Raw genomic sequence first — 26,133 nt, forward strand, 5'->3', positions numbered from 1 at the left:
AAGTATTCGTGTGAAGAAGATGCTATATCTGCGTCCTAAAACGTACAGTTGGAGGGCGCTCTCAACCCTCTTCTTCGTGAGACAAGATATTGATCAGCCGGCCGAAGGGATCACGGAGGTAGATGCGCTTCACGCCCCATGGCTCACGGGCAGGGCCGTATTCGAGCTTCAGGCCTGCCGCTTTCACGCGCCGAAGCACCTCCTCAAGATCGTCAACCTCAATCGACAAATCCGGGACGGGGGTTCCTGATCCGCCTTGCGTCGCGATGCTCACTTGTGGTCGCGCCTCGATCACGGGCGCTGCAAAGGTGACGATCCAGCCATGGTCCATGGCAAGGTCGAGGCTGAGGATATCGCCATAGAAGGCTTGGGCGGCTTTGACATCCGGGGCGGCGATATTGGCGATGATCCTTTTGACGACCATGATCGCTTCGCTCGTTTCAGCGGCTGGCCGCAACAGCCACGCCGGAGCCGATCATAACGCCCCCCGCCACGCGGTTGACGCGGCGAACGATGCGTTCCGAGCGCAGCAGCTTTCGTGCTCTCACCGCAAGCAGCACGTGCCCGCCGATCACCACCACCTCGACGCAGAGGATGACGGCGGCGAGCGCTGCCAGATGATCCACGGTCAGCGATGCACCGACGATATTGGGCAGGAGCGCGACATAGAAGAGCGGCATCTTCGGATTGCCGAGATTGAGGACGAAGCCAGTGAGGAAGATGGAGAAGAGGCGACGTCTCTCACTCACGGGCTGAAGCTGCGGTACGACCGCTGGCGCCGTCCACATCTTCACCCCCATCCAGATCAGATAGGCCGCACCGCCATAGCGTAGGACCGTCATGGCGACGCCCATTTCCTGCGCGATCAGCGACAGACCAAAGGCGGCCAGCGTTAGGAAGATCAGAATGCCTGCAACGGTACCAAGCCCATAGGCGATGCCGGAGGGCGCGCCATGGGTGATGGTTCGCGCAACGATGGTCATATTGTCGGGGCCGGGACTGGCTGCGAAGACGAAGAAGGCAGCGGCGAAGGCAATCAGGGTCGTCATGTCCATGGGCGGCTCCGGAACAGAGGGATTATCCGGATGTTCAGAGTAATCGATTCCGTCCTGATGAAAAGGGGCCGTTTCGCCAGCTCCAATAATTGGATAAAAGCTCAGGCAGATTCCCGAATGAGGCCGCCATGTCGAACGACCAGACACCCGTCGAAAACCTGACCGAGCTTGAAGCGTCTTCCGAGCTTGCATTTCTCGCGGCGGAAATTGCGCGGCACGATGCGCTCTATCACGGCAAGGATCAGCCGGAGGTTTCGGACGCAGAGTATGATGCGCTGAAACGGCGCAACGATGCGATCGAGGCGGCTTTTCCGGCAATGGTGCGCGCCGACAGCCCATCGAAAAAGGTGGGCTTTGCGCCGCTGCCGACTTTTGCGCCCATCGTTCATGCGCGCCCGATGCTGTCGCTCGACAACACCTTTTCGGACGAGGATGTCGCCGACTTCGTCGCGTCGGTCTACCGCTTCCTCGGGCGGCTGCCGGATGACTCGATTGCCTTCACCGCCGAGCCGAAAATCGATGGGCTTTCCATGTCCATTCGCTATGAGCGTGGCAGGCTGGCGACGGCGGCGACGCGTGGCGATGGCACGACGGGTGAGAATGTCACCGCCAATATCCGCACCATCAAGGAAATCCCAAACGAGCTTCCCGCCGGGGTTCCGGAAGTGGTGGAAGTGCGTGGCGAAGTCTATATGGCCAAAAGCGACTTTCTGGCGCTGAATGCGCAGATGGAGGCGGAGGGCAAGCAGACCTACGTCAATCCGCGCAACACGGCGTCCGGATCGTTGCGCCAGCTCGATCCGATTGTCACCGCACGGCGCAAGCTGAAGTTCTTCGCCTATGCGCTGGGTGAGGTCTCCAATGGCGGGCAGCCGACGCGCATTGCCGACACGCAGCATGGCATTGTCGAAGAATTCCGCGACTGGGGTTTTCCGGTGAACCCGTTGATGAAGAGATTCACTTCAGCCGCGCAACTGCTTGAGCACTATCATGAAATCGGGATTGCGCGACCGGACCTCGATTACGATATCGACGGCGTCGTCTATAAGGTCGATGAGCTTGATCTGCAGGAACGTCTCGGCTTTCGCTCGCGCAGCCCCCGCTGGGCAACGGCGCATAAGTTTCCCGCCGAGCAGGCTTTTACCACCGTCGAGGCGATCGACATTCAGGTCGGTCGCACTGGCGCGCTGACGCCGGTTGCGCGGCTGACGCCGATTACCGTTGGCGGTGTGGTGGTGACGAACGCCACCCTACACAATGCCGATTACATCGAGGGGATCGGCAATCACGGTGAGCGCATCCGACCGGAGGAGCATGATATCCGCATTGGCGACACCGTCATCGTCCAGCGCGCTGGCGATGTCATTCCGCAGGTTCTGGATGTCGTTCTGGAAAGGCGCCCCGACAATCTCAAGCCTTACGAGTTTCCCAAAAAATGTCCTGTCTGCGGCAGCCATGCGGTGCGCGAGCGCAATGAGAAGACCGGCAAGCTCGACTCGGTCACACGCTGCACCGGCGGCTTTGTCTGCCGGGCGCAGGCGGTGGAGCACCTTAAGCACTTCGTCTCGCGCAATGCCTTTGACATTGAGGGGCTCGGCACCAAGCAGATCGAGTTCTTCTTCGAGAGCGAAGATCCCGCGCTGTCGATCAAGACCGCTCCCGATATCTTCACGCTGAAAGAACGGCAGGAGCAGAGTCACCTGACCAGGCTTGAGAATATCGATGGTTTCGGCAAGGTCAGCGTCAAGAAGCTGTTCGATGCCATCGATGCCAGGCGCGAGATCGATCTGCACCGGCTCATTTTTGCGCTCGGCATTCGCCATGTGGGAGAGACGACCGCGAAGCTTCTGGCCCGCAGCTATGGCACCTATGCGCATTTCGAGGAGTCGATGAAGGCTGCCGCTGATTCGTCCGGCGACGCCTGGAATGAACTCAACAGCATCGATGGCATCGGTGAAGTGGTGGCGCGCGCCATTGTGGAGTTCTACAAGGAGCCGCGCAATCTCGATGTCATTGACCGGTTGATGAAGGAGCTTCGCCCGAAGGAGGCGGATAAGCCATCGACGGAGGGAAGTCCTGTGGCTGGAAAGACGGTGGTCTTCACCGGCTCGCTGGAAAAATTCACCCGCGACGAGGCAAAGGCGCGGGCCGAAAGCCTTGGCGCCAAGGTCGCAGGCTCGGTGTCGAAGAAAACCGATATCGTCGTGGCGGGTCCCGGTGCGGGATCGAAACTCGACAAGGCACGCGAGCTTGGCGTGCAGACCATGGATGAGGATGAGTGGTTGGCTTTGATCGGCGGGTGACGATGCTGACGTCATCCGGTCGGTCTGGCTAAAGCCTTAGGGGGCCTTATGAGCGATCGGCTGGATGTGTCGATAGAGACAGTGGCGCGGCTGATTGCCGAGCAGTTTCCGCAGTGGGCCGATCTACCGGTCTGTTCTGTGCGTCATAGCGGCTGGGACAATCGCAGCTTCCGTCTGGGCGAGGCGATGCTGGTGCGCCTGCCGAGCGCTGCGGGCTACGTTCCTCAGGTGGAAAAGGAACATCGCTGGCTGCCATATCTTGCAAAGCGCCTGCCGCTGCCCATCCCGGAGCCACTGGCGAAGGGCAAGCCATCGCATGACTATCCGTTTCCGTGGTCCGTCTATCGCTGGCTGGACGGTGAGCCACTGGCGCTGCAATTGCCCGGTACTGATCTGGTGCAACTGGCCCGTGATGTCGCGGCATTCCTGAGCGTGCTTCATGCCGTCGATGCCAGCAACGGGCCGCCTGCGGGCGCACACAACTTCCACCGCGGCGGTTCACTGCTGGTCTATGATGCGGAAGCGCGGGCCGCGATTGAGGCGGTGAGCGATGAGGTGGATGCAGGCCTCGCGCGGGAGATCTGGGAGGTCGCTCTCAAAAGCCGCTGGCAGGGCAGGCCGGTCTGGGTGCATGGCGACATCGCCGAGGGCAATCTTTTGATGCAAGCCGGGCGGCTTTCCGCCGTCATCGATTTCGGCAGTTCAGGTGTCGGCGATCCCGCTTCCGATCTCATCATAGCCTGGAATGTGCTCGATGCCCAAAGCCGCGCCGTTTTCAGGCAGGCGCTTCCCCTCGATGCTGAGACATGGCAACGCGGTCGCGGTTGGGCGCTGTGGAAGGCGATGATCGTGCTTGCGGCGGAGCGGGAACGAGACGCGAGACTGAGCGAATGGTCACGCAGGACCATTCGCAACGTGGTGGATGACCACCTGGAGCACAGTGGGTCTTAACGAAGCCTCGCCATCAGATAGCAGTCGGCATAGACGCCATTTCGAAGAGCGTATTGGCGCATCGTGCCTTCCTTCTCGAAACCAAACTTCTCGTAAAGCCGAATGGCGGGCGCGTTGTCGGTGAAGACGTTGAGTTCGATCCGTTTGAGATCGTGCCAGTTATCGGCCGCGTCCAGTAGGGTTTTGATGAAGAGCGTTCCGAGGCCCTTGCCGGTAAAATCATCGTGGATGCCAAGCCCGAGCGACGCAGCGTGTCGTCGGCGGCCGCGCTGGGCGTGAAGACCGGCATTGCCGAGAAGCCGGCCGCGCCACTCGGCAGCGATGACGATATCGGCGGGTGTCAGGGATTCAATGTGTTTGCGGGTGTGGGCCACGCTCTGGAAGGGCTGGCGCAGCGTGCCGTGGCGCACGCCCGGCATGTTCAGCACTTCTGTCAGAGCCTCGGCATCATCCGGGCGAATGCCGCGAATGATAACATCATCGAGGGAAAAATCGGCGGGTGAGGGTGGTTCCTGGGATTGCGACATGCTGTTTCCTTTCAATCGGAAGAGCAGGTGCATTCTGTTGCCCTGCTGCTTCGGCAGGGCTTCGGTGGAATGATCGCGAGACCTATCGCGAAAAGGCTCCACACAAGGCTCCACCGTCCACCGGCGCGCCGGTGGTCCCCACGGTAAGCATCATTGTGTTGGTCTTTGCGATCATGGCCGCAGGATGCGGTGGCCGGGCGGTGCTGTCAAGTCTTGAAGGACTTGCGCTGCAACAGCCGTCCGTCGATGGCGACGAGACCGGCGGCGATCATTGCCATGCCGATAAAGTGCTTCAGGGCCAGCTGTTCTCCCAGGACCAGCGAGCCGAGGACGATGGCGCTGACCGGAATGAGAAAGGTAACGAGCGCAAGGTTCGTCGCGCCCGCCGAAGAGAGAATGCGGAAGAAGATGAGATAGGCGAGTGCGGTGGAAAGAAGCGCAATGCCGAAGAGGGCGGCCCATGTTTCGCCGCTCGGCATGGCAAGCGTCCAGGGCTGGTCGACAAGGAGTGCAACGGGGATGAGGACGAGGCTTGAGGCGGAGATCTGGCCTGTGGCCGTCACCAGGGGCGGCACGCCCATGGCCTTGAACCGCCGTCCGAAAATACCCGCGAAGGCGTAGGAGATGGCAGCACCGAGGATGGCAAGTTGACCCCAGAGGCTCGAGCGCTCACCTGTGAGTGCCGCAGGACCGATCATGGTCGCGACGCCGACAAAGCCGATGATGACGCCGGCAAGCTTGTTGGCGCTGAGCTTCTCATCGGTCGTCATCATATGGGCGACAAGCACGGTGAAGAGCGGCGTCGTGGCGTTGAGAATAGAGGCGACGCCGCTGGCAATATGGGTCTGCCCCCAGACGATCATGGAGAAGGGGATAATGTTGTTGAGGAGGCCCATGATCAGGAAGGCGCGCAGCACCTCCGGCTTTCGTGGCAGGCTGTAGCCGAGGACACGGCAGACAGTGAGAAGCGCGAGCGCGGCGATGGTGACCCGCAGCGTGACGATGGTGATCGGTGGCAGTTCCTTGACCGCGATGCCGACAAAGAAGAAGGAGCCGCCCCAGAGGATAGAGAGCGCGACCAGCATTGCCCATTCCGTTGCATTCATTCGGCTGTGTACGCTCATCTCGATCACCCCCATCGCGTTATCGGGTTCTAAGCTGGGGAGGTTGTCGTTCCCACCCGTTTCTTGCCTGGTGGTTCATTTCCAAGCCATTTTGTTCTATGCCGTTTGCAACGCACCGGGAATCGCCTCTTGAAAACAATCGCCATCGATTTTGAAACCGCCAATGAAGAGCGTGGCAGCGCCTGTTCCGTCGGGCTGGCATGGATCGAGGATGGCGTAATCACGCGGGTGGAAGAGCGGCTGATTCGACCGAAGGAGATGCGATTTTCCCACTTCAACATTGCGGTGCATGGCATTCGCCCGGCCGATGTGGAAGATGCGCCTGAATTTCCCGAAGTCATGGAAGAGTTTGTCGACGAGTTTCGTGAAGCGACGATGATTGCCCATAACGCGGCCTTCGATTTCAGCGTCATGCGTGCGAGCTTCGACAAGTACCGCCAGAGCTATCCGTCGCTCTCTTACTTCTGCAGCGTGAAGATGGCACAGCGCGTCTGGCCGTCGCTGCCGTCGCACAAGCTCAACATCATTGCCCATCATTTGCAGCTTCGCTTCGTCCACCATAATGCGGCGGAAGATGCCGTGGTCTGCGCCTCTGCGGCCATTGCCGCTGCGAAGTCGCTGGCCTTGCAGCATGTGCGCGACATACCGGCAAAGATCGGCATGGTGGCGGGGCGTCTGCACGCGATGGGTTATGAGCCCTGCACGATGAGAAAACGCTAACACGCCGATCTTGTTACGCTGACGCGCCATCCTATCTGTTGTCTCAGACATGGAGGTAAAGGCGATGACATCACGAAAACTTCGGGCGATCCTGGTTGCGGGACTGGCACTTTTCCCACTTGGCGCATTAGCGCAAGTGGTGGGCAAGGTCGGTGTCGACTGGACAGGCAATGATATCGTGGTGGAAGCCATCGCCGATCCCAAGGTGAAGGGCGTCACCTGCCACATCACCTATTTCGAGCGCGGCGTGATTGATCGCCTGAAAAATGGCAATTGGTTCGAAGACCCATCGAACAACGCCATTTCCTGCAGCCAGACAGGGCCGGTTGACGTGGGCGATATCGATCTCTCAAAGGGCGGCGAAGAGGTCTTCCGCCAGGGCATGTCGCTGGTCTGGAAGAAAATGGTGGTCAACCGGATCTACGATAAGACCAACGACACGCTGGTCTACTTGGTCCATACGCGCGAACTGACGGACGGTTCGGCGAAGATGGCGATCTCGACCGTGCCGCTCTATGGGCAGACCGTGACGTGGAAAAACGGCAAGCCATAACAGTCTGTCCAATAATCGCGTTTGGTCGCCTGCAAATGGTAATTTCTGCGCTTCCGGTGCTCACGTACCGAAGTACGCTGCGCTCCGGTTCTCGAAATCACCCTTTTCGGCAGACCAACCACAATTCTTGAACAGACTGTAGGTACGGGTGGGTATACAGGAAGTCGCGCAACGAAAAACGGCGGACCAAAGGCCCGCCGTTCTAGGAAAATCCAAGGTGCCTGACGTTATGCGGCTTCGCGTGACAATTCGTCGGCAATGACCGTGTCGAGGTTGAGGAAGCAGACCATGCTCTTTTCCAGCGCCACGATGCCGCGGCAGAAATTGCGCTGCTCTTCCGGAATGATTTCCGGGGCGGGCTGGAGGTCTTCGGAACGGATGGTCATCATGTCGGAAACCTGTTCGACCAGAAGGCCGACCAGCTTGCCGCCGATGTCTGTAACGATGATCGCGGAACGCTCGGAGGGTTCGGTCATCTTCATGCCGAGGCGGCAGGCCATGTCGATAACCGGGATCACCGCACCGCGAAGGTTGATGAGGCCGAGAACGTAAGGCGGAGTATGGGGCATTGGCGTCACCGGCGCCCAACCGCGGATTTCGCGGATCGCCATGATGTCGATGCAGAATTCCTGATCGCCGAGATGGAAGGAAACGATTTCGAGGTATGCGCCGGATTGTTTGATGGCGTTCGACATGGTCGTTGCTTGTCCTGGCGGCTCTCTGGCGGGCCGTGTGCTGGGAAGGATGAATGCGGCGTCCAGGTGAAATCCGGTGACATCATGTCGTGCGCTTGCGCGGACCGCTGGCGACGATGATGGCAAGAATCGTTTAAACTTTCACTAACGGGTGTGAAAGCTTACAATCGAGGACTGTCCGCGCTTCTCCTTGGGGCCGCCGTGGAGTATAACAGGAAGATGAGCGCATTATTGTCCCATTCCGGCAAGCTTCTGCTTGCAGCTCTTGCCACGGGCGCTGTTCTTTTCGGCGTGATCGCCACCTTTGACGGCTGGCTGCGACACGGCACCGATATCTTTATTGCGTCTGTGCAGAATGGCATCGCCTGGTGCTTCTGACAGGCGGCTCTCGAGGCTGCGGCATAGCGCGGTATTGAGACAAAAGAGCGCGGTTGCGCTTTCCAGCCGTTCTTGATTTGCGCAACCTCAATGGCTTGGCTATCACTCGCAAAGGGCGTTTGCCGCCAATTATCGCATGGTGAGGAACAGCATGAAATCGATCCGTCTCGCGCTCTGGGGTGCTGTCGTCGTTCTCTTGGGCGTCATGGGCTGGTTGACGATGGAATTGACCAACAGCCGTGAGCAGATGGTGGAGGAGGCCTATGGCACGCCCTTTCAGCTCGTTGCGCAGAACGGTCAGCCGATCACCGAGAAAGCGTTTCAGGGCAAGCCGACAGCGCTGTTCTTCGGCTTCACCCATTGCCCTGAAGTCTGCCCCACAACGCTGTTCGAGCTGAATGGCTGGATGGAGAAGGTCGACCCGGCGGGCGACAAGCTGCAGGCCTATTTCGTTTCGGTCGATCCCGAACGCGACACGCCCGAGGTGATGAACCAGTATATCTCCAACGTCTCCAAGCGTATTACCGGCATTACCGGTACACCGGACAAGATCGCCGAAACGCTGAAGGGTTATCGCATCTACGCCAAGAAGGTGCCTGTCGACGAGAAGGACCCGAATGGCGATTACACCATGGACCATACGGCCTCGGTGATCCTGCTTCGCCCGGACGGCTCCTTCGGCGGCACCATTGCTTACGGCGAAAATCCTGATGTGGCCGTTCAGAAGCTGCAAAATCTCGTCAAGTCCTGACAGGTCGCTGTAAGAAACGCCTTTCGCTCCATTGGATTGCCGCGTGTTTTGTGGCAAAGGCTGACGCTTCAACCAGCTGAAGCGTGTGGCGATTGATCCTCACGCTTGAAGCCCTCGTTTCGTTGCATGTCATCATCGCAAGACCGCTTCCCGGGATTGCGCAACATGCCTTAGGGAAAGCGTCTGTCGTGAGCGAAATCCGTCTCTATGTCACCACAACCGAAGTTCAGGCAGGCGACGTGCTTGATGTGATGTCGGAGGTCTTCGGCGAGGAAGATATTGCGATCGCGACCACCGAGGTCGATGAGAAGCGCGATATCTGGGAAGCATCGATCTATTTGCTTCTGGAGCAAGAAGACGAGATCACCGAGCGCTTTCAGACGCTGTTGCAGGCTTCCTTTCCGCATCTTGCGATCGAGCGCGAAGTCATTCCCGATGTCGACTGGATCGCCAAGTCGCTCGAGGGACTAAAGCCGGTGCGGGCAGGGCGCTTCCTGGTGCATGGTTCGCATGACCGCGACAAGGTTCGTCCAAACGATCTCGCCATCGAAATCGAGGCCGGTCAGGCTTTCGGCACTGGGCATCACGGCACCACGTCAGGCTGCCTGGAGATGATCGAGGACGTTCTGCGTTCGCGCACGATCCGCAACGCGCTGGATCTCGGCACGGGCAGCGGTGTTTTGGCAATTGCGACGGCAAAGATGCGCAAGGTGCCGGTACTGGCCACCGATATCGATCCGATCGCGACGCGTGTCGCCAAGGAGAATGCGAAGCTGAACGGCATCGCCTCCGGCATTGCCTTCGAGACAGCGCCCGGTTTCCACTCGGATTCCTTTCGCCGTCATGGGCCATTCGATCTGATCATCGCCAATATTTTGGCGCGACCGTTGATCAAGATGGCGCCGCAACTCGTGGCGCATCTGGCGCCCGGCGGCACGGTCATCCTATCGGGTATTCTCAGCACCCAGCGCTGGAAGGTTCTGTCCGCCTATAACGGTATGAAGCTCAGCCACATCCGCACCATCTGGCGCAACGGCTGGGTCACCATCCATCTCCGTCGCGACATGCTCTGACGACATGAAAAAGGCGACGCTTGCGCGCCGCCTTTTCAATCGGTCCTGCCGACCGAATCCGCGAGCCTTGGGAGGAGAGGCTCAAGCGGATAAACGTATTCCTTGTTCAGCGAGCCGGGAGGAAGCTCGCCTCACGATCAGAATACGTAAGTGGATTTCGCCTTGCGACGCAGCTCTTCGCGCGTAGTGCCGAAAGCGGCAATGGTGGTGTCGTCCAGGTTCAGCATTGCGCTGCTGACATAACGGTCTGCCTGCCGCTGACGGGCTTCGACGACGCGTTCAAATGCGGTGCGAAAGATCGACTTCGACATGTTGGACATCCTTGTTCTGCGGGGTTTTCGTTGCCCCTTCGATGCTTTGGAATTTAAGACAGTGCAGCTCCTGACGCCATAGCCGCTTCGACATTCGTGCTATGCGTTAAATGCAATCCTGAGCTTGATCGCCCTTCAGATTTTCGCGATCTGCCTAAGTATTGGGCGGATGGAGGTGCCGTGGGACGGCGTTCGCTTTGATCTGGACCTGCGAGATGCCGTCGGGCTATGGTCTGTAAAAGATGCGTAGATTCCAAAAGACAGAGCGTCCTTTGTGCGTCCAATAAGACGCACGGGGCTCTGGACAATCCAGAAAGCATGCCATGTTCCAGTCCTTTGACAACAAGTCCACTCCGCAGTTCGGCAAGGCCCGCGTGGAGGCGTTGCGCTCGACCTTCGATGCGCTCGACATAGACGGGTTTCTCATTCCCCGCGCCGATGAGTATCAAGGTGAATACGTACCGGAATGTGCCGAGCGGATGGCGTGGCTGACGGGCTTTACCGGTTCTGCCGGTGTGGTGCTGGTCACCCGGTCGCAAGCCGTCGTGTTTGTCGATGGGCGCTATACGACGCAGCTTTCGTCACAGGTCGATCCGGCGGTGTTCACGTGCGGCGATCTTGTCGGCGCGCCGCCAGCAAAGTGGCTAGGTGAGCATGCGCCGAGCGGCTTCCGTCTCGGTATCGACCCCTGGCTGCACACGAGCGCGGAACTGCTACGGCTGGAAAAGGCTCTTGCCGAAAAGGGTGGCTCCGTCGTGCTGCTGGCTGCCAACCCGCTCGATCCTCTGTGGGAAGGGCGCCCTGCAGAACCTCTGGAGTTGGTCACGATTCAGCCGGACGCCTTTAGCGGCACGCCCGCGCGGCAGAAGATCGACAACATTGCCGAGGATGTGAAAGGTCGCAAGGCGGATGCGGTTCTGGTGACCGATCCATCGTCGATTGCGTGGATCTTCAACATCCGCGGCAACGATGTGCCGCACACACCCCATCCGCTGGCTCGCGCGATTATCCATGCCGATGGCAAAGCCGATCTGTTTGTGGATGAGCGGAAATTGAACGGCGAGGTCAAAGCATATCTCAATGACCTCGTGAAGCGTCACGCGCCAACAGAAATCGAGCCGACTCTTCGCGGACTTGCCGAGAAGGGCGCGTCGATCCTGGTGGATGCCGACGTGGTGCCGGTGGCGCTGACGCGTGTCATCAAGGACAATGGCGGCACGGTTGTCGAGGCGATCGACCCCGTCAAGCTGCCGCGTGCCTGCAAGAACGAAGCGGAGCTGGCCGGTTCCGCTGCTGCCCATGTTCAGGATGGCGCGGCGATGGTGGAGTATCTGGCATGGCTCGACAGCCAGCAGCCAGGTAGTGTCAGCGAAATCCAGGCGGTAACGAAGCTGGAGCAGGCACGGGCGCGCCTTGGCGAAGCGATGCAGAACCCGCTCAAGGACGTTTCCTTCGATACGATTTCCGGCTCCGGCCCGAATGCCGCGATCATCCATTACCGCGTGACCACCGATAGCGACCGCCGCCTGCAGGATGGCGAGATGTTCCTTGTGGACTCCGGTGCGCAATATGTGAACGGCACCACCGATATCACGCGCACCGTCGCCATCGGCAATGTGCCAGACGAGCAGAAGCGTTTCTTCACGCTGGTGCTGAAGGGCGTCATCGCCATCAGCGACGCGAAGTTTCCGAAGGGAACGCGCGGTTGCGATCTCGATCCGCTGGCGCGCATTGCGCTGTGGAAAGCAGGCGCCGATTACGGCCACGGAACCGGTCACGGAGTCGGCTCCTATCTGTCAGTGCATGAAGGCCCGCAGCGCATTTCCCGCGTGTCGCAGCAGGAAATCCTGCCGGGGATGATCCTGTCCAACGAGCCTGGCTATTACCGTCCCGGCGCTTTCGGCATCCGCATCGAGAACCTGATCTATGTGCGAGAGGCCGTGGCAATCGAAGGCGGTGATCAGTCAATGCTCTCCTTCGAGACGCTGACCTGGTGCCCGATCGACCGCAGACTCATTATCGTTGCGCTGCTGACAGAAGACGAGCGCACCTGGCTGAACGACTATCACGCCAAGACACGCGAGAAGCTGATGCCGCTGATCAGCGATGAGAGTGTAAAGCAGTGGCTCGTGGCTGCGACCGAAGCCCTTTGATGTGAGCCCGTGACGGCATTTTCAATTCACGCGAGTTGAAAATGCCGGAGCGCCACGACCAGCGCCCAGCCGGCGAAGAGCATTATCAGGCCGGGGAAGCGCAGACCAACGATCAGCGCCACGATCAAGCCGAGCTTCACATCATATCCGCCTTCGAAAAAGGCGGGTGCGACGAGCGTCGTCAGAACGGCGACGGGGACGGCATTCAACCCGGCTTCCACGCGCGGCGGAATGGATTTCATTCGCGTCATCAGCACGTAACCGCCCACGCGGGTGAGGTAGGTCGCAACAGCACCGGCAACGATGATGATGAGTGTCTGGAGGTGGAAGAACTCGCTCATGGGGTCTGCACCTCGGGCTCTTCGACGGGTTCACTTTTCGCAGGCGGCAGGATGACGGCGATGATGATACCGGTCATCGCGCCGATGCTGACATGCCAGGGCGAGCCGACGAAGTGGAAGGAAGCGATCGCGCCGATCGCGCTTGCCAGCATGACAGGGTAGAAGCTGTTGCGCTTGCGAAAGCCGAGCACCATGCCCATGAAATAGATCGGCAGCAGCACGTCGAAGCCAAGCGCTTTTGGATCGCCGACAAGATTGCCGAGCGAGGCGCCGACCACGGTCGAGATCATCCACAGCGCATAGACGACGAAGGCGTAGCCCATATAGAGCGAATAGCTCACCTCGCCATGCATTTCCTTCTGCCGGACGGATTCGGCAAATTGCGGATCAACCAGGAAGAAGAAGCCGATGGCTTTGCGGGCAAAGGACCATTCCGGAACAATGCGGACCATTGCGGCGGAATAAAGCACATGCCGGAAGTTGACGGCAAAGATCGACAGCACCACGAGCCATGCGGGCAGGTTTTGATTGAAAAGCTCGATGCCGACCAGCTGGCTGGCCCCGGCATAGATGATGCCGCTCATCAGCGTCGCTTCATAGATGGTCATGCCGTTGTCGATCGCGACAGCGCCAAATAGCGCGCCGAAGGGCAAGACGGCAAGAGCAACGGGGAGGCCAAGGCGGATGCCCGACCTGAAGGGTGACTGTGTCATGGGGTAGCCGGTCCTGTACCGGAGAACATGGGATGTTTGTCTCCTACAGCCTCGGGCGTATGCGCACAAACAAAAATAAGGAATGGCTTGATTGATTTATTTGAAGCTTGGCCTACCCTTCCACCTCTTGTTCTGCCGCATATCGTTGTCGCACAGTCGCTTTATGCTTTGCACGACCGGCGAGAGGAGGACCGCATCTTGGAACTGAAAATCGACAAGCAACAGAAAGCAGAGCTGGCCAAGGCAGTCCAAGATTATCTGGTGAATGAGCTGGATGTCGATGTCAGCGGGCTGCAATGCGAGATGTTGCTGGACCACGTGGCGGAGGTGATCGGTCCGGCATTCTACAATCAGGGACTACGGGACGCGCAGGCGGTGATCTCACGGCGAATGGACGACGCAGCGGCTGATATCGACGTGCTGGAGCAGCCATTGAACGGTCGCTGAGGGGCCTAAAGCGCGTTGCGATCTTTCAGAGTCGCTCACCCGCGCTTTCATCCTTCCTATTGTCGCATGTCGTGATCACAACACCGTCGCACAGTTTTGCGCGATCGCGCTCTAAGCTTTCAGAATATCGCTGCTGTTGACCACCGCAATGCCCTTGGCACGCATCGCGGCAATCGCCGCCTTGATGCCTTCCGGGTCGATGCCGCGGCTGGCATCTTCGATGAAGCGCACTTTCACATCCGGCAGCATGTCGCGCGCATCGAGTGCGGAGAAACTGACGCAGTAATCCGTTGCAAGCCCGCAGATGTCGAGAACGGTTACGCCCTGGCGGTTGAGGTAATCGGCAAGGCCCGTTGTTGCCGACTGATCGTTATCGCGGAAGGCCGAGTAGCTATCGACGGCTGGGTTCTCGCCCTTTTGCTGGACGTGATCGAAGGCTTGAGTATTGAGATCCGGGTGGAAGTCCGCATCCGGCGTTTCCTGAACGCAGTGATCCGGCCACATGACCTGCGGCTTGCCCGACAGTTCGCCCATCTCGAAAGGCTGCTTACCGGGGTGTTGAGATGCGAAGCTGCCATGATTGGCCGGGTGCCAATCCTGCGAGGCGACGATCAGGTCGTAGCCGCCATTTTCGATCAGCGCATTGGCAATCGGCACGATCTTGTCGCCATCGGCCACGGGAAGATTTCCGACGGGGCAGAAGCCGTTCTGGATGTCGATCAGCAGCAGCGCCTTCATGTGTCGTTCCTTCAAGTCAATCGCTTGTGGCCGAGCTTAGAAGGTTTTCGTCAAAATGAAAACTACGGGATGACCGGGGTCGCCCTCATCGCCGCATTTTAGGCAAAGTCGAAAGATACAGGCTTTGCCCAGAAGAGGGGACCCCGACTCAGCCATATGTGTGCTGCACGGACAGCCTTGCTCTTCGGTTTCGACGCCCGAAAAACAATGGGGCGCGAACATCGGATCTTACCTGCATGAACATGGCTTGCGCTTTTAGGGACAGCGTTTTCAGGGGACTCGTAAAGACTTTGGTTACCATAATTCGGCATGCTTCGAACCTGTTCGCTTCGAGGATGGTGCGATTCGCATCTGACGATCGAGGCCAACGCCAAGTCGCCGGCGATAAGCCGGTTTTGCGTAAACGGTTCGAGTAACGAGTATCATGGCGTCATCAGTCGTGACCTATCAGGGCGTGCCCATTCGCGGTGCAGCCCATGCAAAAAAACGTGCTGGCCTGTCGTCAGGCGGCCTCTCCGCTCTTCTGGGCGGCGGGATCCTTGCCAGTGTCTGCGCTGTGGCCGCTTTTGCTTCGCTGCATGGTATGGCGCAGGCGTCGCATGGCACTCAACGTTTTGACAAGATGCTGCTGGCTCAGCTGGATCGGCCCGTGGGCGAGGCGCCCGATGACGTGCAGCCCACCATTCACGTCCACAAGTTCTCGCGCCTTTCGGCCAATCCCGAAGGCCACCAGAAGATGACGCGCCTGGCAGCAGAGCACCATCTCAATGCCAAGCTCTTTGCAGCGCGCTTCGGCACGGCAGCGGCCATCGACGCGCAAGGCCAGGCGACGGTCAAGGAACTGGCAGCGCTTCGCCCATCGGCAATCGTCGATTCAGCGCTTGGTCGCGGGCCTGAGACCGCGATGCTGGAAACACAGGAAGCGAAAGAGCATCCTGCGTTTGAGGCCGCGCTCGGTCGCCCGCAGGCGAAGGCCGATGAAGAGATCGATCTTCTACCGGAAACCGTCCCGCTCCCGAATTTCCGGCCCGAGATCGCAAGAGCTTTTGAGGTCGAGCCGACACCGCGTCCTGCCAGCCCATCTGTCGTCGAGAAGGAAATCGCTGCGCAAGCGACCGTTCCGACGCCCGCTAAACCACCGGTGCAGCAGCCCGCGACATCGACGATGGTTGCCTTCGCGCGGCCCGACAATCCGATGCGCGAAACGAAAATGGACGCCGTCGTTCCGTGGCCGGATCGCGGTAATGGCACCGCCATCTACGATATTTCTGCAGGTGTCGTGCATCTTCCAAGCGGCGAGAAGCTTGAGGCCCATTCGGGTATCGGCAAGATGCGTGACAATCCCGATTTCGTGCACGTTAAGATGCGCGGTGCGACGCCACCGTCAAGCTATCGCCTGACCATGCGCGAATCGCTCTTCCACGGCGTGGAAGCCATTCGCCTGACGCCAGAAAGCGGCGTCAATCCGCATGGCCGTAACGGGCTTCTGGCGCATACCTATATGCTGGCGAAGCGCGGTGAATCGAATGGATGCGTCGTTTTCAAGGAATATCCAAAGTTCCTGGCAGCCTTCAAGCGCGGTGAGGTCAAGCGTCTCATCGTCGTGCCGAAGCTGAACGGTCGTCCGTCCGCTGTTGCAGCCAGCAGCAGTGGAAAGAGCGGCGGCAAGACATTGTTCGGCAGCCTGTTCGGCAAGAGCTGAGGTCGCGGACCAGATTTAACGGCGGCGTTGGGTCAGTACCATGCCGCCGAGAATGAAGATCACGCCGAGCGCAGTCGCCCAGATTTTCGGCGGCTGGTCGCTGAAGAAATCCAGGACGACGCCTGAGACCATCTGGCCGCTGATGACGAGGAGTGCCGTGTTGACGGCACCGATGCGCGCGATCAGCCAGCTGCCGGAGGCGATGAAGACAACGCCGATCGGCCCGCCAATGAAGGCGTACCATGGCGCATCGCCCGCACCTGGCGGGAAAAGACCGACAATCACCAGTCCCGCCAGCGTCAGCACGACCAATCCGACAAAGTGATTCCAGAAGGATGCGGTCAGCGGTGACGTGGACAGGCTGAGGCGGCCATTGATCTGGCGGCTGAGCGAAACGAAGACGCCGCCGACAAAGGCCATTGCGATCCAGACGATCATGCCGCTCTCCCGACCAGAATGATGAGAGCGCTGCCGCCGAGGATGAGGGCGATTGCGAGAATGTCCTGTCCCTGTGGCCGGCGCTTCGGAAAGCCGAACAGGCCCCAGAAATCCGCCGCGAGGCTGAAGATCACCTGCCCAGCCAGTCCAAGTGCGATTGTGCCGGAAAGTGCGAGAGGCGAATTCACCGCTGTGGAGGTCAGCATGACGAGGACAGCGCCGATCATCCCGCCCATATAGGCCCAAAGTGGGGCCTTAGGTTTTGCCGGCTGTCCCGGCTCCGGTTTGCGGTAGAGCAGCCCCATGACGATGATTGCCGCGACCGTTCCTGTGGCGTGAGCCGTCCAGGAGGAAAACAGCGCGTTGCCATAATGGGCGAGCATTCCGTTGAAATGCACCATCAAGGTCAAAAGACCGCCGCTAGCGAAAGCGGCCGCCAGGTGAAGCGGATTGGAACGTGTCGGCGTCATGGGAAACTTTGTCTGTTTGAGATGGCCCTTAAGAAGTCATCTGGCTTTAGAACCTTACGGCGCAAAAACAAAACGAAATGCGTTGATGGGTCCCGCCATTTGCAGTGATGGGTGAGGCATCACCAAAGCGCCACGCGTTTATTTCTATACACAAAGGACGCTTCATCTCTTTTGAGACGACGCATCGTGCTTCCGATGTTTTAGGGAACAAAATCAGCGCAAAGCTGTTGTTTGCGCATGAAGAAAACGACACGCAAACCACTAAGCCGGATGACGATCTTTGTCATCTCGATCTTTATCATCGCCGCTATCGTTGCGGCAGTTTACCTGATCGGGTTTACGCCGGGCGAGACGACCGCGTGAACCGGTGCCGGGTCGTAGGAGGCCGGGTGGGTCGACACTGATGTGACCGAAGAATCACTCTTCCTCTTTGCAGCTGGCAGTGCGCGCGGCGTGCGCATATTTCCCGCATAGCCCAAAAGAAGCCTCGCCCCTCTGAACACGAAGCGGGTCACCTCCAGATATGCGCGGAAGGGCAGGACGGTGAAGTACCGCCAGCGGGGCAGCTTGTAAGCGCGAGCGACGCTTTGAATAGAGCTGGTGTTGTCTGCATCCTGCGAGGCGCAGAGAGGATAGATGAAGGCCGACTTGAGGCCTGCCAGATATTCCAGATCATAGGCGATATCATAGGCCAGCCGCATCGGGACCAGCTTTTCCGCGATCCACTTGGCCGCCTTGCGATTGACGATATAGGCACCCGAGCCTTTTTCGCGCGTCAGTGCGATGCTCAAGGAGCGATCAGCCGTCAGCTTGCGGAAGGCATGTTTTTTCCCGTGGCTAACTGTCGATAGCCGCAGAATATCCCAATCGTTTCGATGATCGATTGCCGCCTCGACCGATTCCATGAAGCCCTGCTTGAAGACCACGTCGTCCTCCAGGATCAGCGCAAACTCTGCCTCGCTTTGCAGCAGTCGGCGTGCGCATTCCACGTGGCTCAGATAGCAGCCGATTTCCGGAGGACAGGTTCGGCGACCGTGCATAAGCTTGTAGGAAAGCTCGCTGAATTCCGGGATCGGAAATGTCAGGGCTCTGCCATCCACCGCTTCGACCCGCTCTGCCGTAAGCCCGATGGCTAAGAGCTTTTCGATCATGGCTTGGTTGCGTTGCTGTGCATTGGCCATGTTGATGAGGTAAACTGCAAGTATTGAATTAGAATTCTTGAATATATGCAATTTAACCTCAGGAGGACGAATCTGCGAAACCATGTGGTTATTGCCGAGAATCGCCCCGAGGAAAATAGTCGAAGCCGTCAGTTACTCAAAAATACGAGGTGAAAACTTAGGGGCTAGCGCGCCTTTTTTGGGCGCACGAGGCATGCTTATCGTCTTTAAGCTGGCGCGGCTTCTTTATGTTTGGGAATCAGGCCTTTTCCACGAAGCCGTCGAGCACGCGTTTCTGGCCCGCTCGGTCGAAATCGATCGTCAGCTTGTTGCCTTCGACGGTCGCGACATTGCCGTTTCCGAACTTGATATGGAAGACGCGATCTCCGACCGCAAATTTCGAGGGCGCGTCGGCCACTGACTTCGCGACCAGCTCTCCATCGATGGTTCGGGCACGCGGACCGCTCTCACCATAGCCGATCCGCTCTACCGCATGTCCCGACCGGCTGCCCCAGTTGTCGCGCGTTGCATCCGACCTGTTGGCCTGAGCGCGCTTCCAGCCGGGCGTGGCGTAATTATTGGCAAAGGGCTCGGCCTTGTCGAAGCGGGACTGGCCGTAGCCGCCGCGACCGCCATAGCCACCATAACTGCTTTCCGATGCCGTGACTTCGACATGGGATGCCGGCAGCTCATCCAGGAAGCGTGAGGGCAGGGTGGATTGCCACAGGCCGTGAATTCGGCGGTTCGAGACGAACCAGATGTGGCAGCGGCGCTTGGCGCGGGTAATGCCGACATAGGCAAGGCGTCGTTCTTCTTCGAGACCTGAGCGTCCGCCCTCATCCAGAGAGCGCTGATGTGGGAACAGACCTTCTTCCCATCCGGGCAGGAAGACGGTTTCGAATTCCAGGCCCTTGGCGGAGTGCAGCGTCATGATCGAGACGGCATCGAGCTCTTCATTCTGCTCGGCATCCATGACGAGCGCCACATGCTCCAGGAAGCCGCGCATGCTCTCGAAGGAGTCCATCGAGCGGATGAGTTCCTTCAGGTTTTCCAGGCGTCCCGGCGCTTCTGCGGTCTTGTCGGCCTGCCACATGGCGGTGTAGCCGCTTTCATCCAGAATCTGTTCTGCAAGCACCGTATGTTCGGTGTTTTCCAGCAGCCCTTGCCAGCGGCGAAAATCCTGCACCACATCGAAGAGCGCCTTGCGCGCCCTGGGCTTCAGCTCGTCCGTCTCGATAATATCGGCGGCGGCTGCCAGCATGGGGATATCGCGGGCGCGGGCATAGTCGTGCAGCGTGCGAATGGTCGTGTCGCCAAGCCCGCGCTTCGGCGTGTTGACGATGCGCTCGAAGGCCAGGTCGTCCGCCGGTTGGCAGACGAGGCGGAAATAGGCCATGGCATCGCGGATTTCCATGCGCTCATAGAAGCGTGGGCCGCCGATGACGCGGTAGTTGAGACCAAGCGTGACGAAGCGATCTTCGAATTCGCGCATCTGGAACGAGGCGCGAACGAGGATCGCCATGTCGTTGAGATTATGCTTGGTGTTGCGTTGAAGTGCCTCGATCTCTTCGCCGACGGCACGGGCTTCCTCTTCGGAATCCCATGCAGCATGCACCACGACCTTTTCGTCGTTCGGGTCGACGCGATCGGTGAAGAGCGTCTTGCCCAGACGGCCCTCATTATGGGCGATCAGGTGACCGGCTGCGCCCAGAATATGTTCGGTGGAGCGATAGTTACGCTCGAGCTTGATGACCTTGGCGCCGGGAAAATCCTTGTCGAAGCGCAGGATATTGTCCACTTCGGCACCGCGCCAGCCATAGATGGACTGATCGTCGTCGCCAACGCAGCAGACGTTTTGCGGCTCGCCCTTTGCGCGCTGCGCCAGAAGCCGCAGCCACATATATTGGCAGGTGTTGGTGTCCTGATACTCGTCCACCAGAATGTAGCGGAAGCGCTGGTGATAGTCCTTGAGGATATCGCCGTGGCGGCGGAATATGGTGATCGGGTGTAGCAGAAGATCGCCGAAGTCGCAGGCATTCAGCGTCTTCAGTCTTGCCTGATAGGCGGCATAAAGCTCGCGGCCCTTGCCATTGGCAAAGGCGCGGCTGTCGCCTTCTGGAATATCCGGCGGTGTCAGGCCTTTGTTCTTCCAATTGTCGATCATCCCGGCGAACTGTTTGGCCGGCCAGCGCTTGTCATCCAGACCTTCGGCCTGGATCAACTGCTTGATGAGCCGCACCACGTCATCGGTATCGAGAATAGTGAAGTCCGATTTCAGCCCGACGAGTTCGGCGTGCCGACGCAGAAGCTTCACGCCGATGGAGTGGAAGGTGCCAAGCCATGGCATGCCTTCGACCGCGCCGCCGACGAGGACGCCGATACGTTCCTTCATTTCGCGCGCCGCCTTGTTGGTGAAGGTCACGGCGAGGATCTGGCTTGGATAGGCTTTGTTGGTTGCGAGAATGTGGGCGATACGTGTCGTCAGCACGCGGGTCTTGCCCGTGCCGGCACCAGCAAGAACCAGCACTGGACCATCCACCGTTTCGACCGCCTCCCGCTGCTCCGGATTGAGGCCGGAGAGATAATCGGGCGTGCCACGTGCCTGATCACGCGCCGCCATGGCGCGCGCGGCAATGCCCAAGCCACCGGGTGCGGGAGCTGCGTTTGGGGCCGGACGGCGCGGCTCGTTTGGTTCTTCGTCGAAGAACGGCATATCGTCGAAACTATTGCTCATGCGGCTCAATGTAGTGATTCGGGATATAAACGCTAGAACGTCGTTCTGCTTTTATTCCCGTATTCACGGTGATCGCGACCAATAGAAGGCAAAATGCCAGTTTTATGCATGCCCGCGGCCTCTCTGCCATGTGCGTGCGATGCTGAGCCGAGGACGGTTTCAAAGCGGAATTACAACTGGCGATAAAGTATATCGGTGATTTTTCGATGTCTTGCCGCAAAATTTTCGCAAATTACAATTCGGTAAGAAACGAAATGTTGCGTTGCGTTGTTAAGCAGCAGCAAAGATACTGCCCCAAATCATTCGCCTGCCTGTCCGCGTTGCGGCACGGCTGCGGTTGTGGATGGATCACACGGAGAATTGCATGCGGGTTTGGAAGCAGGTTGGTGTCAGTCTGGCGGTCGTCGGGGCTGGTTTCTTTTTGTGGGCGTTCAATTCGTCCACAGGGCAGAACCTGCTGGCGAAGGCTGGCATCGTCACGACGGGCGAGCCTGCCGCAAACAACGCCGCCAGTGCTTCGTCCAGACCTGCAGGCCAAGGTGGCGGAGGCGGGCGCAGCAATGCCACGCTCGTGATGACCGCTCCTGCCAAGACCGGCACAGTTAACGACCGTCTCAATGCGATCGGCAACGGTGAGGCGATCCAGACCGTCGTCGTGACACCTCAGGCGTCCGGATTGATTTCCGAGATTCTCGTGTCGTCCGGTCAGAAAGTGAAGAAGGGCGATGTGCTGGCAAGGCTTGATGATGACGAGCAACTGATCGAGCGCGACAAGGCGCAGGTCTCTCTCAAAAGTGCGGTTGAAAAATCTTCCTCCTATAAAAATCTTCAGTCGGTGGCCCGTCTCGATGTTCTCGATGCGCAGATTGCCGAGGAGTCCGCCAAGCTTGCGGTCAGCACGGCCGAGCTCAATCTGAAACGGCGCAATATCGTCGCGCCGATCGACGGCATTGCCGGCATCGTCGCCATTAATGTCGGCGACAATGCAACGACACAGACCAGTATCGTCAGCATCGACGATCGTTCGAAGATCCTCGTCAATTTCTGGGCACCGGAACGATTTGCCACGGCAATCAAGGTCGGCATGCCGGTGGAAGCGACCTCAATTGCCCGCCCGGGTGAGACCTTTACGGGCCAGGTGGAGGCGGTCGACAATCGTGTGGACGAAGCAAGCCGCACCGTTCGTGTGCGCGCCGTTTTCGATAACGCCAAGGATGAGCTACGCGCCGGCATGTCCTTCAGCGTCACCATGAAGTTCGAAGGCGAAACCTATCCATCGGTCGATCCTCTGGCCGTGCAGTGGGACGCCGACGGTTCCTATGTGTGGCGCGTGAAGGACAACAAGTCGAACAAGGTCCGCGTTCAGGTGGTGCAGCGCAACCCTGACGCTGTTCTGGTGAAGGCCGAGCTTTCACCCAATGACCTCCTGGTGACGGAAGGTCTGCAGCGCGTGCGTGAAGGCGGCGCTGTGCGCATCGGCAACGAACCGAAAGCACCGGAGGTCGCCAGCCAATGAGCGGTTCATCTACTGGACAGACGCCGCCCGCAGGGCAGGACTCAAAGCTTGCCTTTACCGCGCTCTTCGTAAGACGGCCGATCCTTGCTGCGGTGATCAACACGCTGCTGGTGGTTGCCGGATTGGCAGCCCTTGTCGGCGTAGAAGTCCGTGAATTGCCGGATGTGGACCGTCCGGTCATCTCCGTGCGCACGACCTATGACGGCGCGTCGCCGCAGACGATCGACCAGGAGGTGACGCAGACGATCGAAGGCGCTGTCGCCCGTGTCAGCGGGGTCAAGTCCATCTCGTCGGCCTCGCAGTTTGGTACCAGCCGTGTGACGCTGGAATTTGGCGACAATATCGATCTCGCGGTTGCCGCCAATGACGTGCGCGACGCGATCGGTCGTGTCACCAATCAGATGCCGGAAGATGCCGATGAACCGCAGATCATCAAGGCCGATTCCGACAGCCAGCCGATCATGCGTCTTGCCGTCACCTCTTCCACGCTCAGCATGGAAGACCTGACCAAGCTTGTAGAGGATGAGGTCGTCGACCGCCTGGCTGCCGTCGATGGCGTTGCCGATGTGGAGCTTTACGGCGACCAGGAGAAGGTGTTCCGGATCGATCTCGATCAGGCGGCACTCGCAAGCCGTGGTCTCACCGTAACCGATGTATCCAACGCGCTGGCAACCGCCGCATTGGATGTTCCGGCCGGCTCGCTGAAAAGCTCCACGCAGGACATCGTGGTGCGCGCGACCGCCAATCTCACCACACCTGCCGAATTCGAAAATCTGCTGATCAAGGACAAGGTGCGTCTTCGCGATGTGGCGAGCGTGCAGCTTGGTGCCGATGATGAAAGCACATCCCTGCGTTCCAACGGCGTGCAGGGCGTCGGCCTTGGCGTGATCCGTCAGGCACAGTCCAACACGTTGAACATTTCGACCGGAGTCAAGGCAGCTGTCGATGCGATGACGCCGAACCTGCCGGAGGGCACACGAATTGTCGTTACCAGCGACGACGCTGTCTTCATCGAAGGCGCGCTTCACGAGGTGGAACTGGCGCTCGGTCTTTCTGCGCTGATCGTCGTCGTTGTTCTTTATCTCTTCCTGCGCGACTGGCGCGCGACGCTTATTCCAGCCATCACCATGCCGGTCGCGCTGATCGGCACGCTGGTGGCCATCTACATGGTTGGCTTTTCCATCAACATTCTGACGCTGCTTGCCATCGTGCTGGCGACGGGTCTTGTGGTGGACGATGCGATCGTGGTTCTGGAAAATATCGTGCGCCGCAGAGCCGAAGGGATGGGGCCGCGTGCTGCGGCCGTGCTGGGTACGCAGGAGGTGTTCTTCGCGGTTCTCGCCACCACGGCAACGCTCGCCGCTGTCTTCATTCCGCTCTCCTTCCTGCCCGGCCAGTTGGGCGGCCTGTTCCGTGAGTTCGGCTTCGTGCTGGCCTTTGCCGTTGGCTTGTCCTCGATTGTGGCGTTGACGCTCTGCCCTATGCTCGCGTCACGCATGTTGAAGAAGACTGTGGAGCATAAGACCGGCCCGCTTGCCTGGTTTGGCAATCTCTTTGCCAGCACCTACAAGAACACGCTGTCGAGCTGTCTCAACAATCCGCTGATCGTTATCGTCGTGTCGATTGCCTTTGCAGGGGTCTCCTGGGTGGCCTTTGGCATGGTGCAGAACGAATTGACGCCGCGCGAGGATCGCTCGTCGATCTTCCTGCGCGTGACTGCGCCGCAGGGCGTCAGCCTGGAATATACGCGCGACCAGTTGCAGCGCATCGAAGAGAATCTGATGCCGCTGCGCGAAAGCGGGGAAATCCGTAACGTCTATTCGATCACCGGAATGAATGGCTCGTCCAATACGGGTTTCATGGTGTTGACGCTCGCACCATGGGCGGATCGTGACCGCACGCAGAACCAGATCGCTCAGGATATCAATTCCGCCGCACAAAAGGTGCCTGCGCTTCGCGGCACGGCGCAGCAGCCGAACAGCCTGCGCATTCGCGGCGCGGGCAATGGTCTCAGCATGGCGATGGTCGGCTCCAACTATCAGGCGCTGACCGAGTCCACGCAAAAGCTGCTGCTGTCGATGGAAGAAACCGGCATGTTCGACACGCCGCGCTTCGATAACGAGCCGAACCAGGCGCAGCTTTCCGTCTCCATCGATCGCGAACGGGCATCCGATCTCGGCATCGACATCACCGGGCTGTCGCGCGCCATGCAGTCGCTCCTCGAAGGCCGCTCCATCGTCGACGTCTTTGTGAATGGTGACGCGATCCCTGTTCGTCTTCTTGCCTCCACCCGGCCGATCAACGATCCGACGGATCTTGAGAACATCTTCTTGAAGACAGATGACGGCAAGATCGTGCCGATGTCGGTGATCGCATCTCTGAAGGAAAATGCGGTCGCGCCGCAGCTGAACCGCGAGCAGCAGCTACCATCGGTCGGCTTCTCCGCCAACCTGCGCGAAGGTGTTTCTCTGGGTGATGCGGTTGCCAAGGTCAATGAACTGGCGAGCCAGATCATGCCATCCGGTGCGCGGCTGATCCCGCTCGGTGAAGCCGCCACGCTTCAGGAAAACTCCAGCGGCATGTTGCTGACCTTCGGCTTTGCCATTGCGATCATCTTCCTGGTGCTAGCGGCGCAGTTCGAAAGTGTCCTGAGTTCGTTGATCATCATGACGACGGTGCCGCTCGGTCTTGCCTGCGCGGTGATCGCGCTGCTCGTTACTGGATCAAGCCTCAATGTCTACAGTCAGATCGGCCTCGTGCTTCTGGTCGGTGTGATGGCGAAGAACGGCATTCTGATCGTGGAATTCGCCAACCATCTGCGCGATCAGGGCGCGAGCGTGCGTGAAGCCATCGAGAAGGCTTGCAGCATTCGCCTTCGCCCGGTGATGATGACGATGATCGCCACCATTCTCGGCGGTGTGCCACTGGTGCTGGCACAGGGTGCGGGTGCTGAAGCGCGTATCGCGCTGGGTTGGGTCATCGTCGGTGGTCTCGGCTTTGCAACGCTGGTGACGCTCTACATCACCCCGGTTTCGTACCTGCTCCTGGCACGCTTTGCCAAGCCGCAGGCGGATGAGGAAATTCGACTGCATCGCGAACTGGAGACCGCCATTCGCCGCCGCGCCCTGGAGGAGGAAAAGCCACTTCTCGCCGCGGAGTGATTTGGCGTCAAACACCGGACAGTCGCAAAGCCCGCGCTGGACAAAGTGAGAGCCTTGTCACATACCACGCCTTGGCCCGCGCGCGACGCGGGCTAAAAACTTGCAGCGTGGTGGAGCAT

25 protein-coding genes are annotated in these 26,133 nt (G+C 59.2%); 12 read left to right on the forward strand and 13 right to left on the reverse strand.

Translation table 11 applies throughout. The annotated features are described in order from the left end of the window. Positions 1-61 precede the first annotated feature (61 nt). Positions 62-424 carry a VOC family protein gene (locus PVA19_RS09515; RefSeq protein ID WP_274102189.1) on the reverse strand — a complete coding sequence of 121 codons (363 nt, stop codon included), beginning with the start codon at positions 422-424 and terminating at the stop codon, positions 62-64. A 16-nt stretch (positions 425-440) separates the two neighbouring features. Then, positions 441-1,055: a LysE family translocator gene (locus PVA19_RS09520; protein ID WP_274102190.1), complete on the reverse strand. Its 615-nt coding sequence runs from the start codon at positions 1,053-1,055 to the stop codon at positions 441-443. Positions 1,056-1,183: 128 nt separating this feature from the next. On the opposite strand from PVA19_RS09520, the gene ligA reads away from it, so the two are divergent. Continuing rightward, entirely contained in the window at positions 1,184-3,358 is a 2,175-nt protein-coding gene (gene ligA / locus PVA19_RS09525; RefSeq protein ID WP_274102191.1) for an NAD-dependent DNA ligase LigA, read from the forward strand. Positions 3,359-3,406: 48 nt separating this feature from the next. After that, a complete protein-coding gene (locus tag PVA19_RS09530) occupies positions 3,407-4,309 on the forward strand; it encodes an aminoglycoside phosphotransferase family protein (RefSeq protein ID WP_274102192.1) in 903 nt (300 codons plus the stop codon). Here PVA19_RS09530 and PVA19_RS09535 read toward each other — a convergent pair. Both PVA19_RS09535 and PVA19_RS09540 read right to left on the reverse strand, forming a co-directional pair. Further along, positions 4,306-4,836, reverse strand: a complete 531-nt coding sequence (locus PVA19_RS09535; RefSeq protein ID WP_274102193.1) for a GNAT family N-acetyltransferase — start codon at positions 4,834-4,836, stop codon at positions 4,306-4,308. The two genes, PVA19_RS09530 and PVA19_RS09535, sit on opposite strands and share 4 nt — an antisense overlap. 206 nt (positions 4,837-5,042) lie before the next feature. After that, positions 5,043-5,942, reverse strand: coding sequence for a DMT family transporter (locus PVA19_RS09540; protein ID WP_440598605.1), 900 nt, complete (start codon positions 5,940-5,942; stop codon positions 5,043-5,045). A gap of 147 nt (positions 5,943-6,089) precedes the next feature. Between PVA19_RS09540 and PVA19_RS09545 the strand changes: the two genes are divergently transcribed. Further along, positions 6,090-6,680: a 3'-5' exonuclease gene (locus PVA19_RS09545; RefSeq protein ID WP_062426538.1), complete on the forward strand. Its 591-nt coding sequence runs from the start codon at positions 6,090-6,092 to the stop codon at positions 6,678-6,680. A 64-nt stretch (positions 6,681-6,744) separates the two neighbouring features. Further along, the gene (locus PVA19_RS09550; RefSeq protein ID WP_062426539.1) at positions 6,745-7,233 is read left to right on the forward strand and encodes a CreA family protein; all 489 of its coding nucleotides are present in this window, start codon (positions 6,745-6,747) and stop codon (positions 7,231-7,233) included. Positions 7,234-7,460: 227 nt separating this feature from the next. Here the strand turns inward: PVA19_RS09550 and PVA19_RS09555 are convergent, their stop codons facing one another. Beyond that, complete coding sequence (locus tag PVA19_RS09555; protein ID WP_062426540.1) at positions 7,461-7,928, reverse strand: chemotaxis protein CheW; 468 nt, start codon at positions 7,926-7,928, stop codon at positions 7,461-7,463. Positions 7,929-8,147: 219 nt separating this feature from the next. Between PVA19_RS09555 and PVA19_RS09560 the strand changes: the two genes are divergently transcribed. From PVA19_RS09560 to PVA19_RS09570, 3 genes are all read left to right on the forward strand, one after another. Next, positions 8,148-8,306: a hypothetical protein gene (locus tag PVA19_RS09560; protein ID WP_162686510.1), complete on the forward strand. Its 159-nt coding sequence runs from the start codon at positions 8,148-8,150 to the stop codon at positions 8,304-8,306. A 151-nt stretch (positions 8,307-8,457) separates the two neighbouring features. After that, positions 8,458-9,057 carry an SCO family protein gene (locus tag PVA19_RS09565; protein WP_274102197.1) on the forward strand — a complete coding sequence of 200 codons (600 nt, stop codon included), beginning with the start codon at positions 8,458-8,460 and terminating at the stop codon, positions 9,055-9,057. Between the two features lie 188 nt (positions 9,058-9,245). Beyond that, complete coding sequence (locus PVA19_RS09570; protein WP_130979412.1) at positions 9,246-10,130, forward strand: 50S ribosomal protein L11 methyltransferase; 885 nt, start codon at positions 9,246-9,248, stop codon at positions 10,128-10,130. Between the two features lie 137 nt (positions 10,131-10,267). Here the strand turns inward: PVA19_RS09570 and PVA19_RS09575 are convergent, their stop codons facing one another. Continuing rightward, positions 10,268-10,441, reverse strand: a complete 174-nt coding sequence (locus PVA19_RS09575; RefSeq protein ID WP_062426638.1) for a hypothetical protein — start codon at positions 10,439-10,441, stop codon at positions 10,268-10,270. A gap of 323 nt (positions 10,442-10,764) precedes the next feature. Between PVA19_RS09575 and PVA19_RS09580 the strand changes: the two genes are divergently transcribed. Beyond that, positions 10,765-12,594 carry an aminopeptidase P family protein gene (locus PVA19_RS09580; protein WP_274102199.1) on the forward strand — a complete coding sequence of 610 codons (1,830 nt, stop codon included), beginning with the start codon at positions 10,765-10,767 and terminating at the stop codon, positions 12,592-12,594. 26 nt (positions 12,595-12,620) lie between these two features. Here PVA19_RS09580 and PVA19_RS09585 read toward each other — a convergent pair whose 3' ends face one another. Next, positions 12,621-12,935 (reverse strand): AzlD family protein, encoded by a 315-nt coding sequence (locus PVA19_RS09585; protein WP_113327913.1) that lies wholly within the window; start codon positions 12,933-12,935, stop codon positions 12,621-12,623. Further along, positions 12,932-13,648, reverse strand: a complete 717-nt coding sequence (locus tag PVA19_RS09590; protein ID WP_274102201.1) for an AzlC family ABC transporter permease — start codon at positions 13,646-13,648, stop codon at positions 12,932-12,934. Before PVA19_RS09590 ends, PVA19_RS09585 begins: the two co-directional genes overlap by 4 nt. 198 nt (positions 13,649-13,846) lie before the next feature. On the opposite strand from PVA19_RS09590, the gene PVA19_RS09595 reads away from it, so the two are divergent. Further along, complete coding sequence (locus PVA19_RS09595; RefSeq protein ID WP_236769633.1) at positions 13,847-14,095, forward strand: DUF2164 domain-containing protein; 249 nt, start codon at positions 13,847-13,849, stop codon at positions 14,093-14,095. Positions 14,096-14,206: 111 nt separating this feature from the next. Here PVA19_RS09595 and pncA read toward each other — a convergent pair whose 3' ends face one another. Then, complete coding sequence (gene pncA, locus PVA19_RS09600) at positions 14,207-14,833, reverse strand: bifunctional nicotinamidase/pyrazinamidase (protein ID WP_274102202.1); 627 nt, start codon at positions 14,831-14,833, stop codon at positions 14,207-14,209. Between the two features lie 424 nt (positions 14,834-15,257). On the opposite strand from pncA, the gene PVA19_RS09605 reads away from it, so the two are divergent. Further along, entirely contained in the window at positions 15,258-16,535 is a 1,278-nt protein-coding gene (locus PVA19_RS09605; RefSeq protein ID WP_274102203.1) for a DUF2778 domain-containing protein, read from the forward strand. 15 nt (positions 16,536-16,550) lie between these two features. Here PVA19_RS09605 and PVA19_RS09610 read toward each other — a convergent pair whose 3' ends face one another. The 4 genes from PVA19_RS09610 to PVA19_RS09625 form a co-directional block, all read right to left on the reverse strand. Continuing rightward, entirely contained in the window at positions 16,551-16,973 is a 423-nt protein-coding gene (locus PVA19_RS09610; RefSeq protein WP_274102205.1) for a DMT family transporter, read from the reverse strand. Further along, entirely contained in the window at positions 16,970-17,443 is a 474-nt protein-coding gene (locus PVA19_RS09615; RefSeq protein WP_062598571.1) for a DMT family transporter, read from the reverse strand. The genes PVA19_RS09610 and PVA19_RS09615 overlap by 4 nt, the downstream gene beginning before the upstream one ends. Positions 17,444-17,766: 323 nt before the next feature. Next, positions 17,767-18,675: a glycosyltransferase family 25 protein gene (locus PVA19_RS09620; protein ID WP_274102207.1), complete on the reverse strand. Its 909-nt coding sequence runs from the start codon at positions 18,673-18,675 to the stop codon at positions 17,767-17,769. 187 nt (positions 18,676-18,862) lie between these two features. Further along, the gene (locus PVA19_RS09625; protein ID WP_062441120.1) at positions 18,863-21,337 is read right to left on the reverse strand and encodes an ATP-dependent helicase; all 2,475 of its coding nucleotides are present in this window, start codon (positions 21,335-21,337) and stop codon (positions 18,863-18,865) included. 364 nt (positions 21,338-21,701) lie between these two features. Between PVA19_RS09625 and PVA19_RS09630 the strand changes: the two genes are divergently transcribed. Together PVA19_RS09630 and PVA19_RS09635 are read left to right on the forward strand one after the other, a co-directional pair. Then, the gene (locus PVA19_RS09630) at positions 21,702-22,853 is read left to right on the forward strand and encodes an efflux RND transporter periplasmic adaptor subunit (protein WP_274102208.1); all 1,152 of its coding nucleotides are present in this window, start codon (positions 21,702-21,704) and stop codon (positions 22,851-22,853) included. Further along, the gene (locus PVA19_RS09635; RefSeq protein WP_274102209.1) at positions 22,850-26,014 is read left to right on the forward strand and encodes an efflux RND transporter permease subunit; all 3,165 of its coding nucleotides are present in this window, start codon (positions 22,850-22,852) and stop codon (positions 26,012-26,014) included. Before PVA19_RS09630 ends, PVA19_RS09635 begins: the two co-directional genes overlap by 4 nt. Positions 26,015-26,133: the final 119 nt, after the last annotated feature.

The sequence above is a fragment of the Agrobacterium sp. CNPSo 3708 genome (assembly GCF_028674915.1).
GTDB lineage: Bacteria > Pseudomonadota > Alphaproteobacteria > Rhizobiales > Rhizobiaceae > Agrobacterium > Agrobacterium cavarae.

What these genes read in the sequence shown, in the direction of transcription:
- PVA19_RS09575 (WP_062426638.1), bottom strand. Translation starts at nt 10,441, where the DNA reads ATGTCGAAGTCGATCTTTCGCACCGCATTTGAACGCGTCGTCGAAGCC.
- PVA19_RS09565 (WP_274102197.1), top strand. Translation starts at nt 8,458, where the DNA reads ATGAAATCGATCCGTCTCGCGCTCTGGGGTGCTGTCGTCGTTCTCTTG.
- PVA19_RS09635 (WP_274102209.1), top strand. Translation starts at nt 22,850, where the DNA reads ATGAGCGGTTCATCTACTGGACAGACGCCGCCCGCAGGGCAGGACTCA.
- PVA19_RS09585 (WP_113327913.1), bottom strand. Translation starts at nt 12,935, where the DNA reads ATGAGCGAGTTCTTCCACCTCCAGACACTCATCATCATCGTTGCCGGT.
- PVA19_RS09605 (WP_274102203.1), top strand. Translation starts at nt 15,258, where the DNA reads ATGGCGTCATCAGTCGTGACCTATCAGGGCGTGCCCATTCGCGGTGCA.
- PVA19_RS09630 (WP_274102208.1), top strand. Translation starts at nt 21,702, where the DNA reads ATGCGGGTTTGGAAGCAGGTTGGTGTCAGTCTGGCGGTCGTCGGGGCT.
- ligA (WP_274102191.1), top strand. Translation starts at nt 1,184, where the DNA reads ATGTCGAACGACCAGACACCCGTCGAAAACCTGACCGAGCTTGAAGCG.
- PVA19_RS09535 (WP_274102193.1), bottom strand. Translation starts at nt 4,836, where the DNA reads ATGTCGCAATCCCAGGAACCACCCTCACCCGCCGATTTTTCCCTCGAT.
- PVA19_RS09625 (WP_062441120.1), bottom strand. Translation starts at nt 21,337, where the DNA reads ATGAGCAATAGTTTCGACGATATGCCGTTCTTCGACGAAGAACCAAAC.
- PVA19_RS09515 (WP_274102189.1), bottom strand. Translation starts at nt 424, where the DNA reads ATGGTCGTCAAAAGGATCATCGCCAATATCGCCGCCCCGGATGTCAAA.
- PVA19_RS09530 (WP_274102192.1), top strand. Translation starts at nt 3,407, where the DNA reads ATGAGCGATCGGCTGGATGTGTCGATAGAGACAGTGGCGCGGCTGATT.
- PVA19_RS09580 (WP_274102199.1), top strand. Translation starts at nt 10,765, where the DNA reads ATGTTCCAGTCCTTTGACAACAAGTCCACTCCGCAGTTCGGCAAGGCC.
- PVA19_RS09615 (WP_062598571.1), bottom strand. Translation starts at nt 17,443, where the DNA reads ATGACGCCGACACGTTCCAATCCGCTTCACCTGGCGGCCGCTTTCGCT.
- PVA19_RS09540 (WP_440598605.1), bottom strand. Translation starts at nt 5,942, where the DNA reads ATGAATGCAACGGAATGGGCAATGCTGGTCGCGCTCTCTATCCTCTGG.
- PVA19_RS09550 (WP_062426539.1), top strand. Translation starts at nt 6,745, where the DNA reads ATGACATCACGAAAACTTCGGGCGATCCTGGTTGCGGGACTGGCACTT.
- PVA19_RS09560 (WP_162686510.1), top strand. Translation starts at nt 8,148, where the DNA reads ATGAGCGCATTATTGTCCCATTCCGGCAAGCTTCTGCTTGCAGCTCTT.
- PVA19_RS09520 (WP_274102190.1), bottom strand. Translation starts at nt 1,055, where the DNA reads ATGGACATGACGACCCTGATTGCCTTCGCCGCTGCCTTCTTCGTCTTC.
- PVA19_RS09610 (WP_274102205.1), bottom strand. Translation starts at nt 16,973, where the DNA reads ATGATCGTCTGGATCGCAATGGCCTTTGTCGGCGGCGTCTTCGTTTCG.
- PVA19_RS09590 (WP_274102201.1), bottom strand. Translation starts at nt 13,648, where the DNA reads ATGACACAGTCACCCTTCAGGTCGGGCATCCGCCTTGGCCTCCCCGTT.
- pncA (WP_274102202.1), bottom strand. Translation starts at nt 14,833, where the DNA reads ATGAAGGCGCTGCTGCTGATCGACATCCAGAACGGCTTCTGCCCCGTC.
- PVA19_RS09555 (WP_062426540.1), bottom strand. Translation starts at nt 7,928, where the DNA reads ATGTCGAACGCCATCAAACAATCCGGCGCATACCTCGAAATCGTTTCC.